General features: G+C 58.4%; 16 protein-coding genes and 1 pseudogene. 13 read left to right on the forward strand and 4 right to left on the reverse strand.

From position 1 onward, the window contains the following. Window position 1 precedes the first annotated feature (1 nt). From O8B93_RS06285 to O8B93_RS06295, 3 genes are all read right to left on the reverse strand, one after another. A complete protein-coding gene (locus O8B93_RS06285; protein ID WP_269708979.1) occupies window positions 2-1,060 on the reverse strand; it encodes a carbohydrate ABC transporter permease in 1,059 nt (352 codons plus the stop codon). Then, on the reverse strand, window positions 1,060-1,971 hold the full coding sequence (locus O8B93_RS06290) for a carbohydrate ABC transporter permease (protein WP_269708980.1): 912 nt from the start codon (window positions 1,969-1,971) through the stop codon (window positions 1,060-1,062). Before O8B93_RS06290 ends, O8B93_RS06285 begins: the two co-directional genes overlap by 1 nt. 66 nt (window positions 1,972-2,037) lie before the next feature. Beyond that, window positions 2,038-3,411: an ABC transporter substrate-binding protein gene (locus tag O8B93_RS06295; protein WP_269708981.1), complete on the reverse strand. Its 1,374-nt coding sequence runs from the start codon at window positions 3,409-3,411 to the stop codon at window positions 2,038-2,040. Between the two features lie 91 nt (window positions 3,412-3,502). Between O8B93_RS06295 and O8B93_RS06300 the strand changes: the two genes are divergently transcribed. Then, on the forward strand, window positions 3,503-4,651 hold the full coding sequence (locus O8B93_RS06300; RefSeq protein WP_269708982.1) for an ROK family transcriptional regulator: 1,149 nt from the start codon (window positions 3,503-3,505) through the stop codon (window positions 4,649-4,651). 152 nt (window positions 4,652-4,803) lie between these two features. Here the strand turns inward: O8B93_RS06300 and tet(30) are convergent, their stop codons facing one another. Beyond that, on the reverse strand, window positions 4,804-5,988 hold the full coding sequence (gene tet(30), locus O8B93_RS06305) for a tetracycline efflux MFS transporter Tet(30) (RefSeq protein WP_269708983.1): 1,185 nt from the start codon (window positions 5,986-5,988) through the stop codon (window positions 4,804-4,806). An 87-nt stretch (window positions 5,989-6,075) separates the two neighbouring features. On the opposite strand from tet(30), the gene O8B93_RS06310 reads away from it, so the two are divergent. The 12 genes and pseudogenes from O8B93_RS06310 to O8B93_RS06365 all read left to right on the forward strand — a co-directional run bounded on the left by O8B93_RS06310 (window position 6,076) and on the right by O8B93_RS06365 (window position 17,710). After that, entirely contained in the window at window positions 6,076-6,723 is a 648-nt protein-coding gene (locus O8B93_RS06310; RefSeq protein ID WP_269708984.1) for a TetR/AcrR family transcriptional regulator C-terminal domain-containing protein, read from the forward strand. A 117-nt stretch (window positions 6,724-6,840) separates the two neighbouring features. Then, a complete protein-coding gene (locus O8B93_RS06315; protein ID WP_269708985.1) occupies window positions 6,841-7,053 on the forward strand; it encodes a hypothetical protein in 213 nt (70 codons plus the stop codon). A gap of 181 nt (window positions 7,054-7,234) precedes the next feature. Continuing rightward, complete coding sequence (locus O8B93_RS06320; protein ID WP_269708986.1) at window positions 7,235-8,386, forward strand: transporter substrate-binding domain-containing protein; 1,152 nt, start codon at window positions 7,235-7,237, stop codon at window positions 8,384-8,386. 12 nt (window positions 8,387-8,398) lie between these two features. Beyond that, entirely contained in the window at window positions 8,399-9,007 is a 609-nt protein-coding gene (locus O8B93_RS06325; RefSeq protein WP_269708987.1) for an ANTAR domain-containing response regulator, read from the forward strand. Between the two features lie 248 nt (window positions 9,008-9,255). Further along, complete coding sequence (locus O8B93_RS06330; RefSeq protein ID WP_269708988.1) at window positions 9,256-10,506, forward strand: transporter substrate-binding domain-containing protein; 1,251 nt, start codon at window positions 9,256-9,258, stop codon at window positions 10,504-10,506. A 151-nt stretch (window positions 10,507-10,657) separates the two neighbouring features. Next, a complete protein-coding gene (urtB, locus tag O8B93_RS06335) occupies window positions 10,658-11,551 on the forward strand; it encodes an urea ABC transporter permease subunit UrtB (protein ID WP_269708989.1) in 894 nt (297 codons plus the stop codon). A 1-nt stretch (window position 11,552) separates the two neighbouring features. Beyond that, on the forward strand, window positions 11,553-12,692 hold the full coding sequence (urtC, locus tag O8B93_RS06340; protein WP_269708990.1) for an urea ABC transporter permease subunit UrtC: 1,140 nt from the start codon (window positions 11,553-11,555) through the stop codon (window positions 12,690-12,692). 1 nt (window position 12,693) lies between these two features. Continuing rightward, window positions 12,694-13,443 carry an urea ABC transporter ATP-binding protein UrtD gene (gene urtD / locus O8B93_RS06345; RefSeq protein ID WP_209159992.1) on the forward strand — a complete coding sequence of 250 codons (750 nt, stop codon included), beginning with the start codon at window positions 12,694-12,696 and terminating at the stop codon, window positions 13,441-13,443. Then, window positions 13,443-14,138, forward strand: coding sequence for an urea ABC transporter ATP-binding subunit UrtE (gene urtE, locus O8B93_RS06350; protein ID WP_269708991.1), 696 nt, complete (start codon window positions 13,443-13,445; stop codon window positions 14,136-14,138). The genes urtD and urtE overlap by 1 nt, the downstream gene beginning before the upstream one ends. Before the next feature lie 26 nt (window positions 14,139-14,164). Further along, window positions 14,165-15,916 carry a nitrilase-related carbon-nitrogen hydrolase gene (locus O8B93_RS06355; RefSeq protein ID WP_269708992.1) on the forward strand — a complete coding sequence of 584 codons (1,752 nt, stop codon included), beginning with the start codon at window positions 14,165-14,167 and terminating at the stop codon, window positions 15,914-15,916. Between the two features lie 12 nt (window positions 15,917-15,928). Then, a complete protein-coding gene (locus O8B93_RS06360) occupies window positions 15,929-17,083 on the forward strand; it encodes an iron-containing alcohol dehydrogenase (protein ID WP_269708993.1) in 1,155 nt (384 codons plus the stop codon). Continuing rightward, a pseudogene (locus O8B93_RS06365) lies at window positions 17,047-17,710 on the forward strand (DUF4394 domain-containing protein). The gene O8B93_RS06360 and the pseudogene O8B93_RS06365 overlap by 37 nt, the downstream one beginning before the upstream one ends. The last annotated feature ends 47 nt before the right edge of the window (window positions 17,711-17,757 follow it).

Here is a 17,757-nt window from a genome sequence, read left to right on the forward strand (position 1 = left end):
ATTATCCCTTGATCCCGCCGAAACTCATCTGCGTGATGTATTTTTGCGTGAAGGTGTAGAGGATCAGCACAGGCAGGAGATAGACCACACCAACGGCGGCGATCATGCCGTAGTCAGCGCCCATATTGTCCTGTGCGACAAAGAAGAGGTAGAGGCTCATCGTCATGTGGCTCTTGTCGATGAGCAGCGTCTGGACGAAGACATATTCCTCCCAGCCCCTGAGGAAGGTAAATGTGGCGACGGCAATCAGGCCGCCGCGAACCTGTGGCAACACCACCATACGAAACGCCTGCGACCGTGTTGCACCATCGGTCACCGCGCTCATTTCGATGTCCCAGGGCACATTGTCGAAAAAACTCTTGAGGACAAATATCGCGAAAGGCAGTTCCAGCGCGCTCATGACCAGCACGACGCCCGTAAGGCTGTTGAGCAGACCCATATAGTGAAGCTGGATGAAAATCGCGACGGTGAGCGCCAGAGCCGGGAAAGCGTGCAGCAGCAGCAAACCACGCAGGAAATTTTCGCGCCCCGCAAAAGCAAAACGCGACAAGGCGTAGGCCGCGGGCGTTGCGACCAGCGTCACGATCAATGTCTGGGAAATCGCAAAGACAAGCGAACTGCCCAGCGCCGTCCAGATCGACGGCAACAGATCCATGCGCGTCGTGCCGGTTCCGGCGATATCGCGGTTCCAGAGGAAACGGTAATTCTCGAATGTCAGATGCGGAAAAAGGCCGATGCCACCAAGTATGATGACCAGAAGACCCAGCGCCACCCAGGCAAATACGGGCCTGCGCAACCGGTCCGCCAGCATCGCGATGACGATCGCAACAAGATAGGCAACGCCGGCAATCCCGGTGCTGCGCCAGAGAACGAGACGGCTGACGGCATCATCCGACGATGTCAACGACTTTACTGCCAGCCAGAGATAGGGCAGCAGTACCGGAACGGACACGACCGTCAGGAAAAGGATGATGGCGGAAAGAAAGCCGGCACGATTGGCAAGGCCACGGCTTTCGAGGCGCTTCCAGTCAGCGGATGTTGCGGGATGGGAAAGCGACATCACAGCACCTCGATCCTGGGAGCGGCGAAGGTGGAGCGCATATTGGTAACGCGCCATTGAACCAAGGTTACGGCGACGCCGATCACCATCAGGCCGAGCGCCAGTGCTGCGCCATAGGCATAGGCGCCATTTTCGAAAGCACGGCGATAGATATAGAGCGCATAGGGGGTGGAATCGTAAACCGGACCCCCACCGGTGATCAGCAGAATGTATTCATAGGTCGTCATCAGTGAAAGCGCCTGATAAATGGTGATGAAGCGGATCGGCTGCGACAGGGCCGGCGCCACCACATGGCGCAGCACCCCCCATTCGCTGGCGCCATCAACCCGCGCGGCATTGGCAAGATGGGATGGGATGGAGCGGATCGCCGAGGTGAGGATCACCATGGCGAAGGATGCGCCGACGACACCATTCGCCAGAATGACCAGGAACAGCGGGAAATCGTTGCGAAGGTTGATCGGTGCAAGACCGAGAGTGGCGGTAATCTGGTTGAGCAGGCCCGATGGCGACGGATCGGCGATCCATATCCACAGGATGCCATAGAGGACGGCGGGCGACATGCGCGGCAAAAGCCACAGTCCCCGGAAGAAATTGCCGAGCCTGTCCGGGATCGCCGTCGAGGTCATCGCCAGAAGCGCGCCGAGGCCGACATTGAAGATGAAGAGGGTGGCGGTGACATAGATCAGCGTCGTCAGCAACACCATCGGAATGCGCGCGTCACGCTGCACGATCCGCTCAAAATTCCGCATGGTAAATTCGCCGACCCGAAGGCTGGCCCCCATGTCGGTAAAGGCGATTACCGCATTGACGGCGATCGGCGCGAGGAAGAACACGACGAGAAGGGCGATGGCCGGAGCGAGATAAAACAGCGGCCGGGCCGGCCGGTGCGGCCTGATCTGGAAATTCGACATTGCAAAGTACCGGTGGGAAAGGTGATGCCGCCCGGGGCAAAGCCGGGCGGCACGGGGTGATCAGGCTCAGTTGCTGGCGGCGTCGCGGATTTCCACCTCGCCGCCGAACTGCAGTTCAAGCTCGTCGGCGATGAAATCCACTGCCTGCGCAGCCGTCATCTTACCGGTTTCGACAGCCTGCAGGCCACTGAACAGAACCTTGTTGTAGCTGCCAAACTTGGTGTGGTTCGGCACGAACTGCGCGTGTTTCATCATCGGCGATGCGGCAGAAAGAACCCAGTTGTCAGCGTATTTCGGCATCGCAGTCTGCGCGTGGCTGATTGCCGTGTGGTAGGAGGTGACGGCGTGTTCATTGTTGAAATAGGGCAGCGAAGCGAGCGCCACGAGATCGGCGGCGATGTCGGCATTCTTGCTCTTGGCATTGACCGTGTAGAGAAGTGGATGCGACAGGTTTGCGGGCTTGCCGCCCTTTTCTGCCGCCGGCGCCGGAATCCAGCCTATCTTGTGGAAATAACCATCCTTGTCGGTCGGCCAGGTCGCACCGTTCTTTTCTCCGACCTGCCAGGCAACGGCCCAGACGCCCTGATGGAAGACAAAGGCCTTTTCCTGCTTGAAGGCTCCCTGGATGGCATCCCAACTCATGGCTGTATTGTCGACGGGGGTCACACCCTGCTTGGCGTTGCGCTCATACCAGCCAAGCGCCTTGGCCATCTCGGCCTTCGGGAAGATCAGTTTGCCAGTCTTTTCGTCCATGAATTTTACGCCGTAGGACTGAAAGACCATCAGATAGTCGATACCGACGTTCGGGCGGTGCAGCATGCCGTATTCTGCGGCTTTTCGGTCAACGACTTCCTTGGAAAGTGCCGTCAGGTCATCAAGCGTGAATTCGCCTGCTTCGACTTTGGCCGGCAGGCCCTCAATGAAGGCTTCATCCTTGCCGATCTTGCGCAGCATGTCCTTGTTGTAGAAAAACATGCGGATTTCCGCATCCTGCGGCACGCCGTAAATCTTGCCATCGGTCGCCTTGGCCGAATTCCACAGCACAGGCAGGATATCGCCGTAAACCCAGGGTGCAGCGGCAATCCTGTCGTCCATCTGCAGGGCATAACCCTCCTGAGCGAACTGGCCGATCCACTCATGCGGCAGCACGTAAATATCCGGCCCCTGACCAACCGACAGCGCCTTCAGCGTTTCGAGCGCCAGATCGTCCCAGCCTTTGACGGCGCTGTTATTCGCCTCGATGACAATGCGCTTGTCTACGCCCGCAGCCTTGAATTGCTGGTTCATGATCTCGGCGGCACCTTCGATATTGGTGACGCGGCCCGGCGCACTGCGCTCGGCAAGGGTGGAAATCTTGATCTTGATGTCTTCTGCATGCGCCAACCCGGCGGAAAGGGCAGAAATCGCCACGGAGGCGAGGAAAGCAAACGATTTGGTCATGGCAATTGATCCGGTTGATGGTTTTTATTTAATTAAGTTGCTTAAGTAACAAAATCATGACATCGCCACAGGTGATGGGAGAGAAACTTCGATGAGACATGCGCCTTTTGAGGGGATTGGAACGACACAGGCCGCCGTGCTGCGATATCTGCGTCGCAGAGGATCAGCATCCCGTGTCAAGATCGCCGAACTGTGCGGCGTCACCGCCGCCGCCATCAGCATGATGACGCGCGACCTTCTTGAACGCGGGGTGATACTTGAAGGGGAAAGACGCCAGGCCGGACGTGGAGCCCCCCACATCAATCTCAAGCTGAACCCTTCGGCTGGTTATGCCTTGGGGGTTCACTGCAACCGCTTCTCTGTTGTGTTGACCCTGCTTGATTTTTGCGGGGACGTATTGGGTGAATTACACTGCCCCGGGCGATACGACACGTTTGAGGACGTTCGGGAAGAGATCATCGAGGGCAAGGCCAAGTTGCTGCAACAGGCTGGTCTGGAGGGCGAAGTACTGGTCGGCGCGGGGATCGCGATGCCCACTCGCTTTCGTCAGGGCGCGTCTTTTCTCGATCTCGCGCAGGAAGTCGTGTCATGGTCGGGACCGGACCTCGCTGCCTCCCTTCAACAGGGTTTGGGCTGTACAGTCAGGATCGAAAACGATGCCAACGCTGCCGTGATGGGCGAATTGACGCTGGGCAACGCCGCTGACCACGAAAACTTCGTTTACCTGTATCTATCCGAGGGTATTGGCGGCGGTATTATCATTGAGAAACAACTTTACCGTGGCAACTTCGGTAACGCCGGAGAAATCGGCGCATTGCGCGGACGGGGCCTGACGCGTCCCTCCTTCGAAGACCTGGCGGAATTTTGCGCGGGTCATTCCGTCAATGTACCGTCAGACCGGTCGCCAGACGCCTGGAACACCTATCTGAACAGCAATCAAGAGCTTGTGGATAGGTGGATAAATCGGGCCGGGCCAGAAACTGCCAGACTGGGATTTTCCCTCAGCGCTGTGCTGGCCCCCGAGGCAATATATGTCGGAGGCTCCCTGCCCCGCATGATCCGGGAACGGTTATGCAGCTGGCTCGATTTTTCAGTTTCCGATCCGTTCGAGGGAGCAAAAGTTCTTCAGCCGGCAATTCTTTTGCCGGAAGTCTCTGCTGCGGATACGGTGGCTTTCGGCGCGGCAGCCATGATCCTTCATGACCTTCCAGCCATTGCCAATATGCGCTCGCAATCGTGATCGGCCGAAAAGCGTCGCCTGAAGATGCCGTTGAACTGGCATTCTGATTGCCAGTTCAACGCTCGTGCCTGTTCTCTTCAAAGCGACTTCCAGCGCCGCCAACGTCAAACCGGCAGCGAAGATAAACATGGCTCGCATGACGTCGGGAGTCTCTACGCCGCCACAGCCTTCGGGGTTTTCACCGTCGCGAACAGCGGCAAGGCGAGAAGATAAAGTGCGGCCCCCACCAGCCAGATCGTCCCGATCCAGATGCTTTTGGTGGAAAAGAACACCGCAGTGGTCAGGACCGGCCCTATTATACCCGCCAGGCTCATGAGGCTGGCGAGCACGCCCTGCAACTGGCCCTGCTGATCATCGCTCACGCGGCTGGTTACCAGAGATTGCAGCGCCGGCATGGCAACGCCACCCAATGCAAACAGCGGCGCTACCGCGTAGCCCATCCAGCTCTGGTTGGCGAAGGCCATCAGCACATAGGCCAGCATGTCAAAGCCAACGCCGATCATCAACGTACCCAGATCACCAAAGCGGCGCGACAGCGGCCCGACGAGAAAGGCCTGCGCCAGGGCGCCACTGATGCCGAAAACGGACAGCGACAGGCCCATATGCACCGAATCCCATCCGAACCGCTCGGCGCCATAGAGCACCCAGATCGTTCCCGGGATGGCGGCCACCAGGCCGAATACGACAGAGACGGTTACAAGTGGCAGGAGCGGCTTGAAATTCCAAAGCCACACCAATGGTGCCAACGGGTTGAGTTGCTTGAACGCAAACTTGCCCGGACCGGCCTTTCGGCTTTCCGGCAGGACAAACAGCGCGACCAGCAGGTTGAGGCCATTGAACAGGGCTGCCACAAGAAATGGTGCCCGAAGCCACCAGGCGCCCATGACGCCGCCAATGACGGGACCGATGATAAAGCCCAGGCTCATCACGGCACCAACCGTGCCAAACCGCTGCGCCCGCTGCTCGGCTGGGGTGATGTCGGTGATGTAGGCGCTTGCCACCGCCATATTGGCGCTGGTGATCCCCGCCATGGCCCGCCCGACGACGAGCACCCAGCCGAGCGGGGAAAATGCCATGACGAGGTAATCGAGCAGGGTACCGGCCAAAGAAAGCAACAAGACCGGGCGCCGACCGAACCGGTCGCTGAGTGCACCAAGGATCGGCGAGAACACAAATTGCATGATGGCGAACACCGCCAGCATGACCCCGTAGAGGAAACCGATGTCGCCGCCGCCAGTCACCTCGACCAACAGGTCCGGCAGGATCGGGAAGATCAGGCCTGCGCCAATGGCGTCGAGGGCAACGGTTGAGAGAATAACGATAAGGGCCTTGTTCATGGTATGGCATCCCTATAAGCTTTATCAGTGATAAATTTATCGGTGATAAGCTCCCTTATCAATGATAAGTCAAGAGGTATTCCATCCATGGCTATCGGACGTGATCGTATTGTCGATGAGGCTCTGCTGCTCCTGAACGAGGTGGGCATAGACAAACTGTCCACCCGCAAGCTCGCGGAACGGCTGGGCGTCCAGCAGCCGGCGCTCTACTGGCACTTCCGCAACAAGTCGGAATTGCTCGACGCCATCAATTCCGAGATGCTGCTGCGTTATCACTGCGATCGCCTGCCAAAACCCGGCCAGGATTGGATTGCGTTCACGCTGGCCAATGCCCGCAGCATTCGCAAGACGTTGCTCACCGTGCGCGATGGCGCGCGGCTGACCGCAGGTACACGGCCCTCCGTCGCCGAATTTGCCGATGTGGAAAGCGTCTTGCAGCTCTACGTCGAAACGGGATTCTCCCCAGAGGAAGCATTTGGGATCGCCATTTGCATCACGCGTTATGTGGTCGGTTATGTTCTGGAAGAACAGGGAGAGCGCGAACGGGATCGGATGGATGAAAACTCACCCAATACCGACCTCGTGGCAGAACTCGCGCCGTTCCCCCTGCTTGCAAAAGCTCTTGAAAGCTTCCCCTCGGTTGGAACGGTCAACACCGAAGCCGTGTTCGAGAGCGGGCTAAGTTACCTGCTTGCCGGCATGGAGGAGAAGCTGCGGGCGAAACAGCCTGGATAGGCGAAGAACTCTGGCACTCAGTTTCCGGCCCTCTTCTGTGCCGTGCGGATCAGGATACCGCTCTTCAATTTCCGATTACGTCATCGTCGTGCAGGCTGTGCTCTCCCGGGCTAGGGCGTGGCGCTCGACTGGCTCAATGTCGTCGCCCATCGGCCAGGGACGCGGACACTGGTTCCAGCGAGTGAACATTTGATGGTGACCGGCCGGCGCTGCCATCTTATCCGGCTGCGAACCAAACCCGCCCGACCAATCGTCACGCAGCTCAAGGAATGGATGATCCGTGAATTATCCCTGAACATCGGCTGCACGGGAAACGATACCATCAACTAAAAACTGAAATTTTGAACACGCTCGAGCCGACATAGCCAGAACAACCCTTCGTTCCGCTATTGTCACCAGATAAAGAAACTGACATCATCGGCCGGCGGGCTCAAAATGGGCCGCTTATATTCCATGAGCAGGGTGGCTCTCGACCGGAAACGGGCGGGAGCTTTTTATTTTTTGGTGGGCGATGATGCATTCAGAAAGCTGGCGGGTCGGTGTGCTGTTCTCCGAAACGGGAGTGACCGGGGCCGTGGAAACAACCCAGAGAGCTGCTACCTTGCTGGCGATCGATGAAATCAACGCAGCCGGTGGCGTGCTCGGCCGAGAGATAGAGCCGGTGGCCTACGATCCGCAATCAACTCCCAGTCTCTATAAGGAGCTTGCAGTCAAACTTTGCGACGAAGATCGGGTCCGTATCGTTTTCGGTTGCCATATGTCGAGCACCCGCAAAGCCGTTCTTCCAGTCATCGAGGCCCGGGATGCGCTGCTGTTTTACCCGACGCTATACGAGGGGTTCGAATATTCTCGGCATTGTATTTACACCGGTGCGGCCCCCAATCAAAACTCCGTCCAACTGGTCGATTTCCTGACCAAGCACTATGGAAAGCGGGTTTTTCTTGTGGGGTCGAACTACGTCTATCCTTATGAATCGAACAGGACGATCAGCGACCTTTTTCTTCAGCTCGGTGGGCAGGTTTTGGATGAAATCTATGTTCCGCTGAACCTCAAAACCGAGGACGTCACCAAGATCATCCGGCACATTCGAGCGGCACAACCGCATGTCATCTATTCGACAATCGTTGGCGACGGTATCATTCCCTTCTACACCGCGTTCAGAGAGGCCGGTTTCGATGCAGCGACGATGCCGATCGCCAGTCAGTCGACAAGCGAGGCCGACTTGATCCGTATGCGGCCGGACGTGGCCGAGGGACATATCACCGCAGCGCCGTTTTTCGCCTCTCTGGATACACCCCGCGCCCGCGCTTTCGTCTCGGCTTACCAACAGCGTTATGGTCAGGAGATGCTGCCAACCGCTCCGGCCGAGGCGGCCTATTTCCAGGTCTATCTCTATGCCGCGGCTTTGCAGCGAGCCGGTGGTGATGGGCTTGAGCAGCTTCTGCCGGCCCTCTACGGGGTGGAATATGATGCCCCGCAGGGCACTGTGAAGATAGACCGGCTGACCAACCACACACATTTGTGGCCAAGAGTGGCGAGGGTCAATGCGCAGGGCGGCTACGACATCGTCTACGATCCGTCGCTGCGGGTGGCGCCGGATCCGTTCATGCGCGAATATCGCCCGGACTTGACGCAGACTTTCCCACATCGTGTTCAGGTCTGAGAGGGAGCGACGATGTCTTTCGCCCTTCTTAGAGATTTGCGCGATCTCAAGGTTCTGGTCATCCATCCCCGGACATCCGAAGGAGAGTTTCTCGTTGATCATCTGCGACGTATCGGTTGCACGGTCAGTTGCCTCTGGCCGGTCCCTGCAGAGTTACCCCACGGCACGGATGTCGTGTTCCTCGCCATGGAAGACGAGGCCCGACCGGAAATCGAGCGCCTACTCAAATGTCTGCCCAATCCTGCTCCTACCATGCTCGCAATCGTCGGTTACGAAAATCCCTCGACGTTGCAGATCGTTCTGGAAAGCGGCGCACTTGCCATTGTCGAGAGGCCTATCAAGCCGTTCGGTCTGCTGACCAATCTCGCCATCGCCCGCAGCCTCTGGCTGGAACGCCAGAAGCTCATCAAGGAGGCTCGCAAATATAAGCGCAAGGTATTGGGAGACCAGAAGCTCGCCCGGGCAAAGGCCATTTTGATGGCCAATCGCGGCACCAGCGAGAATGAGGCGTATCGGGAAATGCGGGAGCAGGCGATGGCTCGGCGCGTGCCGATCGACGAAATCGCCAATTCGATTATCAACGCCGAACAGCTCTTGCGCCCTTCCCAAAAACATGATTAGTTTTTCGTGTGTTCCAGATGAACACCTTCGGCACATCCCTTCGTTTCGCGAAGCCATGTGCCGATGTTGCGCACGGCATGGCCGTGATGCGGTGATGGCAAGGGTGCCCGCAGGCTGTGACAAGCCTCGCGGGTTTTTTGTTGTCTGCTGACAGTGACGTCAGCCTTCCTACACTTTTTTCGGCATGAAGCCGGGCCGTTGAGCCGGGCAGTGCCACCGTGTGCGCCAATCAAAAAAGGGGAACCAAGATGGTGTTCAACAGACGTGAATTTCTCAAAACCGCAGCCACCGCTTCCGCGGCACTCGCCCTGCCTGCCCTGGGCAGCCGGGCCTTCGCAGCCAATGCGATCAAGGTCGGCGCACTCTATTCACAGACGGGTGGGCTTTCCGTTGCCGAAAAGCTTCTTGCCAACGGCGTCATGATGGCCGTGGCCGAAATCAACGCCGCCGGCGGCGTTCTCGGTCGCCCCGTCGAAGTCGTCGTCGAGGACGGGGCTTCCGACCCGAAAACCTTCAGCGAAAAAGCGTCGAAGCTGATCCTCAAGGACAAGATTTCCACCGTCTTCGGTTGCCACACCTCTGCAAGCCGCAAGGCCGTGCTGCCGATCTTTGAACGACGCGGCGCGATGCTGTTCTACCAGACGCACTATGAGGGCTTCGAGTGCTCACGCAACGTCGTCTATTCTGGCGCGGTTCCAAACCAGCAGCTCTCCAACTACATTCCGTGGATCGTCGAGAAGCTGGGCAAGAAGAAGTTTTTCATCGTTGGCTCGAACTACGTTTATCCGCGTGAAATGGCCAAGGTTTCCAAGAAACTGATCGAGGCGGCCGGCGCAGAATGGGTGGCGGACGAATATCTGGAGCTAGGCCACTCGGAATGGGCGGTCATGGTCAGCAAGATAAAGGAATCCGGCGCGGATGTGGTTCTTTCCAACGTGGTTGGCGATTCCATCATCGCCTTCTACCGCGAATTCAAGAACCAGGGCCTCTCGCAGGAGGTTATCCCGATCTGCGCGACGGTAACATCCGAAATCGAGATTGCGGCCATGGGCGCCGAATATGCGGCTGGCAGCTACACATCGTTCCCCTATTTCATGTCGATCGAGACGCCTGCGAACAAGGGCTTCATCGAACGCTTCAGGACATTCGTCAACGATCCGAAAGCCGTGACGTATCATTCGCTCGAGGCCGCCTATTTCCAGGTGTTCCTGTGGAAACAGGCAGTGGAGAAATCGGGCGATCTGTCTGCCGACGCGATCCGGGCCGGCATTCGCGGCCAGACCTATGAGGCACCCGGCGGCAAGGTGACGACCGACCCGGACAACCTGCATTGCTGGCTGACGCCACGCATCGGGCAATGGCAACCGGATGGCCAGAGCAAGGTGGTCAACGCCTATCCGGCGCCGATCAAGCCGCTGCCCTATTCGGCCTATGGTGAGACGGAAAGCAATCTGTTCTGCACCAGCAACGGTCTCGACGCAGCAAAGCTCAAGGGCTGACCCCTCCCCGCTTTGTCCCGCCAACCCTGTTTGGCGGGACATGTCTCGGCAAGGCGGATCTGCTTTTTTTCTTTGCTCGCTGCCAATCTGCTTTCAGCATTGGCAAGGGTCAGGAAAAGTCCGGTCTGCCCTTCTCACGAACGGTGGCGTTATGCTCGACATTCTCTTCATCGGCCTCAGTCTGGGCTCGATCCTTCTTCTGGTGGCACTCGGTCTCGCCATCACCTATGGCGCCATGGGCGTCATCAACATGGCCCACGGTGAAATGGTCATGATCGGCGCCTATGTCGCCGTGCTCTCGGGCATCTGGCTGAAGACAAGCCTTCTGCTCGCAATACCGCTGGCTTTCGTCATAACCGCCCTGCTCGGCCTGGTGATCGAACGGGTGGTCGTGCGGCGGCTCTATGGCCGGCTGCTCGACACGCTTCTCGCCACCTGGGGCATCGCCATCCTTTTGCAGCAAGCCGTAAGGCTCGAATTCGGCCTCACCTTTTTCGGCATTCATATCGAAGGCCTTGGAGCCGGATTGCAGAATGTCGCGGTGCCTTCTTATCTCCAAGGCACATTCAGGCTCGCCGGTGCCGACATTAACGCTTACCGCACTTTCATCATTGTGGTGACAGCCGCGTTGACGCTGGCGACATGGTTCATTCTCTATCGCACGGCAGCAGGCATGCAGGTGCGGGCCATCATCCGCAATCCGAAAATGGCTGCGGCCTGCGGCATCGACGTGAAACGCATCAACGCCTTGACCTTCGCCTTCGGTTCCGGCCTTGCCGGCGTCGCCGGCGTGATGATGTCCGGCTTCAAGACCGTTTTTCCCGACATGGGAACGACGATGGTCGTCGACGGCTTCATGGTCGTGGTGACCGGTGGGGTCGGCAGCCTTTTCGGCACGGCCCTGTCTTCGGGTCTGCTGGGGGAAATCAACGCGCTGGTCGCCATCGGCACGAACGACATTCTGGCACGCGCCGTCGTGTTCGGGGTCGTCATCCTCGTCATTCTCGTCAAGCCCAGCGGGCTGTTCTCGTTCAAGGGGCGCTGACATGAGCATCGAACGAAAATTCCAGATCGCCGCCTACGTCATTTTCATCGCGCTGCTTTTTGCAGCACCGGTTTTCGGCGACGAATTCTGGCTGAACCGCATTTCGAAATATCTGGTCTACGGCATGCTCGGCGTCGCCGTTGCGCTGACATGGGGATATGCGGGCATTCTCAATCTCGGCCAGGGACTGTTTTTTGGTCTGGGCGCCTATATGCTCGCCATGTCCCTGAAGCTGTCGAGCCTGACCAGCCTGCAACAGGGCTCTGACAAGCCGGTTCCGGATTTCATGCTCTGGAATGCCGAGCCCGGTGCGCCGACCGAACTCTGCTGTATCAACAAGGGCTCCTTCCTCTGGCTTCCGTTTCAAAGCCAGTCAGTCGGTCTCGTGCTCGGCATCCTGCTTCCGGTGGTGGTGGCCGGCGCGCTCGGAATGCTGGTTTTCCGTAAACGTATTTCCGGTGTCTTCGTCTCGATCATTACATTGGCGCTGGTTCTGCTCGTGCGTCTCGTGATGGTCGATGCGCAACCGGTGACGAATGGCTTCAACGGCCTGACCGATCTTGGCTGGTTGACGATCGGCGGCATCGAATTCGACCCTTACAGCCGGGCGACCTATTATCTGTGTGCCATATGCCTGTCGTTGACGCTCATCGGTGCGCGTCTTGTCGTAGAAACCCGTGCAGGCATGATCCTGCAGGCGATCCGCGACGATCAGGTGCGCGCCCGCTATCTCGGTTTCGACGTCTCGCTCTACCAGGTGTTCTTCTTTGCCATTTCAGCCGGGATCGCCGGCGTTGCCGGTATGCTCTATGTGGTCGTTGCGGAGTTCGCCTCTCCAACCTTCATGGATCTGTCCTTCTCGGTGACGATGGTCGTCTGGGCTGCCGTTGGCGGCCGTTCCTCCCTGCTCGGTGCCTGCATCGGCGCGATCCTGATCAACATGATCGAGGCTGAGGTCAGCGAAACCGAAGCGCTGGTCGAGGCGTGGAAAGCGATCATCGGCCTCATCTTCGTCCTCGTCGTCCTGTTCATGCCGCGCGGACTTGGCGGCCTCGCGCATGATGTGCTGCGACAGCTCCTCCGCCGGGTCAAACCAGATGCAGCGTCTTCATCGTTGCAGCAACAAAGCGAGGCATTGTGATATGAGTGCAATCGCATTGACCATCGACGGTCTCAGCGTCGATTTCGGCGGCTTCAGAGCCGTCAACAATGCCAGCATCACCGTGGAAGATGGCGAATTGCGGGTGTTGCTTGGCGCAAACGGCGCCGGCAAGACGACCCTGATGGATCTGATCAGCGGCAAGACGCGCAGCACGCAGGGCAAGGTCTTCGTCTACGACACCGACATCACCAACTGGCCTGAGCACAAAATAGCGCGCGCCGGCATCGGTCGAAAATTTCAGATCCCCAGCATTTTTCGCGATCTTACCGTGCGTCAGAATCTGGAGGTGGCGAATTGCCGAAATCCCTCCGTTTTCGCCAACCTCCGGTTTGGGTTTTCACGCGCGGAAGCCAAACGCGTCGATGAGGTTCTCGCCCTCACGGGCCTCGAAGCGGAAGAGGATATGACGGCCGCCTATCTCAGCCATGGTCAGACCCAATGGCTGGAACTCGGCATGCTCATCGTTCAGGATCCAAAGGTCGTTCTGCTGGACGAACCAACAGCCGGCATGACCCAGGCCGAGACCCGCAAGACGGCCCAGATCATCAAAAACCTCAAAGGCCGCCACACCATTCTCGTCGTCGAGCATGACATGGGGTTTGTGCGTGAAATCGCCGAGCGCATCACCGTCCTTCATCTGGGCGAGGTTCTGGCAGAAGGAAGCGTCGAGGATATCGAGCACAATCCGAAAGTCCGTGAAGCCTATCTCGGTTCGAAAGGAATTTCCTGATGCTGACATTGAAAGACGTGCACAGCTATTACGGCCGCAGCCATATCCTGCATGGCGTCACACTGGATGTTCCAACCGGCAAGGTAACGAGCATTCTCGGTCGCAACGGCACTGGCAAGACGACCCTGTTGAAAACCATGATGGCGCTGACCGACCGCATGACGGGCGAAATGCACCTGCAGGGGAAAGACATCGCCTCCTCCCCAACGCATATGAGGGCCCGGGCCGGTATTGCCTATGTCCCCCAGGGCAGGGAGATCATTCCCGATTTCACCATTCGCGAGAACATCCTGATGGGCGCTTTCGCGCGTGCCGATCGCAAACGCGAAATTCCGGCGCTGGTGCCGGAACTCTTTCCCTACCTGATGGCCAATCTCGATCGACCGGGCGGTGTACTTTCAGGCGGCCAGCAACAGCAGCTCGCCATCGCACGTGCGCTTGCAGCAGATCCGAAAGTACTGCTTCTCGATGAACCCAACGAAGGCATCCAGCCCTCCATCGTCGAGGAAATCGAAAAGATCATCATCCGGCTCAATCGCGAGATCGGCATGACGATCATCCTCGTCGAGCAAAACGTCGCATTTGCAAGACATGCGTCTCACCACTTCGCCATGCTGGAGAAGGGGGGCGTGGTTGCGGCCGGCGCCATCGACATGCTCTCCGACGCGCTTGTTCATCGACATATGGCCGTGTGAAACAGACAGACCCTTCAATAAAGACAATGGGAACAATCATGACATCGATAAAGAGCTACACCGCCGCCGCCATCCAGTTCGAACCGACAATGTTTGAAAAAGAACGGAATATTACCCGGCTGACGGCCCTTTGCGAAGAAGCAGCCGAGGCAGGCGCACGCCTGATCGTAACACCCGAAATGGGTACAACCGGCTATTGCTGGTTCGACAGGGCCGAGGTGAAACCGTTCGTCGAGGCTATTCCCGGACCGACCACCGATGTTTTTCAGGCCATTGCCAGCAAACACCGCTGCTATATCGTGGTTGGCATGCCTGAAGTCGATCCGGCGAGCGATCTCTATTACAATACGGCGGTTCTCATCGGTCCCGACGGTGTCGTTGGCAGGCACCGCAAATCGCATCCCTATATCGCCGAGCCGAAATGGGCCGCGAATGGCGATATCGTGCACGAAGTCTTCGAAACGGAGATCGGCCGGATTTCGATGCTGGTCTGCATGGATCTGCACTTCTTCGAAACGGCACGGCTGGAAGCTCTGGCCGGTGCCGACATCATCTGCCACATCTCCAACTGGCTGCAGGAGCGCGCACCTGCCCCCTACTGGATCAACCGCGCCTTTGAAAACGCCTGCTATGTCATCGAAAGCAACCGGTGGGGGCTGGAGAGAACGGTGCAGTTTTCCGGGGGAAGCTGCCTGATCGAGCCCAACGGAACGGTTGCCGCGTCCATTGATACTGGCGACGGGATTGCCTACGGCAAGGTCGATCTCGCCCGCGCACGCCGCCGCGAAGTCTTAAGCGAACCCGTCTTCAAGTCCCGACGACCCGAGCTTTACATGAACATGATGACCAACAGCTTCACCTGGAATCCAGGCGACTACTTCCGCCTCTATGGCAATCAGCCCATCCCGCGCGGGCGCAAATCGCACGCGGCCGTTGCGCAGTTTGCCCCCTCCTCCTCGGTCGCAGACAACATTGCCCGCATTACCGCCCTTGCCATCGAGGCAAAGGCGACGACAGCACCGGACATTCTGGTTTTCCCGGAATTGTCTCTGACCGGGCTTGATGCTCCCCACACCCGGGCGGAACCGATTTCAGGCCCGACTGTCTCCGCCTTCGTGCGCCTCGCAATGAAGCTCGGCTTTTATCTCGTCGCCGGATTTGCCGAGACAGACGGGGACAAAATCTACAACAGCGCAGTCCTTGCCGGCCCCGAGGGGCTGGTGGGCAGCTATCGCAAGACGCATCTCGGTATTGCCGACAGCTGGGCGACAGCCGGTGACGAATGGAAAATATACGATCTTGCCATCGGCCGAGTGGGCCTGGCGATTGGCCACGACGCGCTTTATCCGGAAGCGATCCGTTCGCTCGCCCTTATGGGGTGCGATCTGATAGCCTGCCCTTCGGCAATTGCCGGTACGTTCACCGGAAGCCACGCGGGAACGAAAATCCCGCACAACTATCCCATCCCGAAGGGCGCCGACCCCTTTCACTGGCATGCTTTGCGGGTTCGTGGGGGCGAGAACAATGTCTATTTGGCCTTCGCCAATGTGCTTGATGAAACGGAAGGATATCTGGGCAAGAGCGCCGTGTTCGGGCCGGACTCCTTTGCCTTTCCGCGTCAGGAATCGGTGATATTGGATGAGGAAGGAATAGCCGGTGCGACTGTCGACACCACCAATCTCGACACGCCTTATCCAACGAACATTGTCCGTCGAAAAGACCTTGTTGTCATGCGGCAGCCGCATCATTATCAGCCTCTCGTCAAATGGCATCAGTGAAAGGCCGGCAGGATGTCCGCATTCACATTCGCAACCGTCCCGCAGATCATTGCGGGCCCCGGCTCTATCGCAAGGCTTTCGGAGCTGAGGAGCCTGCTCGGTCCGCGCGTTCTGGTGATTTCAGACGATGGGGTCGTCAAGGCGGGCCTCGTTCAGCCAGCACTTGCCAGCCTTACAGAAGCCGGCGCCGAAACATCAATCTTCACCGGCGTTGTCGCCGATCCGCCGGAAGCCATCATCCATACGGCTGCGGCACAGGCGGTGACGTTTGGCGCAACCGGTGTGCTGGGCATCGGCGGCGGCTCGTCGCTTGATGTGGCAAAGCTTGTGGCGCTCATTGCCAAAAGCGGCGAAGCGCTCGACACTATCTACGGCGTTGGCAAGGTGACGGGGGAGCGTCTGCCGCTGGTGCTCGTGCCGACAACGGCCGGTACCGGATCGGAAGTCACCCCGATTTCGATCGTCACCACGGGCGAACACCAGAAAAAGGGCGTAGTATCACCCGTACTTCTACCGGACTTGGCGCTTCTCGACGCGAACCTGACCATCGGACTTCCTCCCGCCGTGACCGCGGCGACGGGAATTGACGCAATGGTCCACGCCATCGAGGCCTTCACGTCCGCCAGTGCAAACAACAATCCCGTTTCCCGTGCCCTTGCCAAAGAAGCCCTGCGGCTTCTCGGAGCGAATATCGTGATCGCCGTCGAGGATGGAACCGACCTCGCCGCCAGACAGTCGATGCTGCTGGGTGCAATGCTGGCGGGCCAGGCCTTTGCTAATTCGCCTGTCGCTGCCGTTCATGCTCTCGCCTATCCGATCGGAGGCCGCTACGGCGTTCCCCACGGTCTCTCCAACAGTCTGGTACTGCCGCACGTCTTGCGCTTCAACGCGACGGTGTGTGGTGATGCCTACGCGGAACTGGCACCGTGTCTCTTTCCTCACCTCGAGCCTGCCGATCAGAACGGGCGGCTCTCCGGTTTCATCGACGGACTGACGATGCTGCCAGTGCGCCTTAATCTTCCCGTAAGGCTGAGGCATGTCGGAATTCCAAAGGAGGGAATTCCTCTACTCGCGGAAAGTGCGATGGAACAGACCCGCCTGCTGGTCAACAACCCGCGTACCATGTCGCTATCGGATGCCGCCAATATCTACGAGGTTGCCTGGTGAGCAGGCCAGTGCACAACAAAACACTCGTCATCTTCGATACGGAGAAACCGGCGGTGACAAAAAAGATGGACGTGACGGGTGTCACCCCGGATTATCGCATCGTCTCGATCAATCTCGAAACAGGTGCCGCCACCGACGTCGCCAAGATGGACAAGATACTGACCATGACGCAAGCCCCCGTCGTGGTCGACTTCAACCCGGGACAACCAACCATCGTGTCCACCCGGATACTGGCGCTGTGACGGTTGACGGTGTGCTCGCCTTCGAGGAGGGTGACATGCACAAGGGCGAGACCCCGAACATCGTCGCTGCTGCCTATACCAACTCCGTCGGCAAGCCTGAAAAGACCGCCATGTATATATCGATGCCACGATCGGCGCGCTGATCCAGCAGACCAAGCCGAATGACGGCACGCTGAAAGCAATCGGCAAGCTCGGCCTCAAAGACAAGCCTGCGGCCTATGCCTTTGGTATTCGGGGCATGGCGGACGGCAAGAACGTCGCCTATCTCGCCACGTCCAAGACGCTCTACACCGTCAACCTCCAAACTGGCGCGGCAACCGAAATCGGCCCGATCACAGGGCTCGATAACGAAGTGCGCGACATCGCCGTTCTGCCGAACATGTAATTCAGCGGACGTTCAACGATGAAACTGAAAAGGCCGGCGCCCTCAAG

The organism is Martinezella rhizogenes, from assembly GCF_027460065.1.
In the GTDB taxonomy this organism is placed as follows: Bacteria; Pseudomonadota; Alphaproteobacteria; order Rhizobiales; family Rhizobiaceae; genus Agrobacterium; species Agrobacterium rhizogenes_C.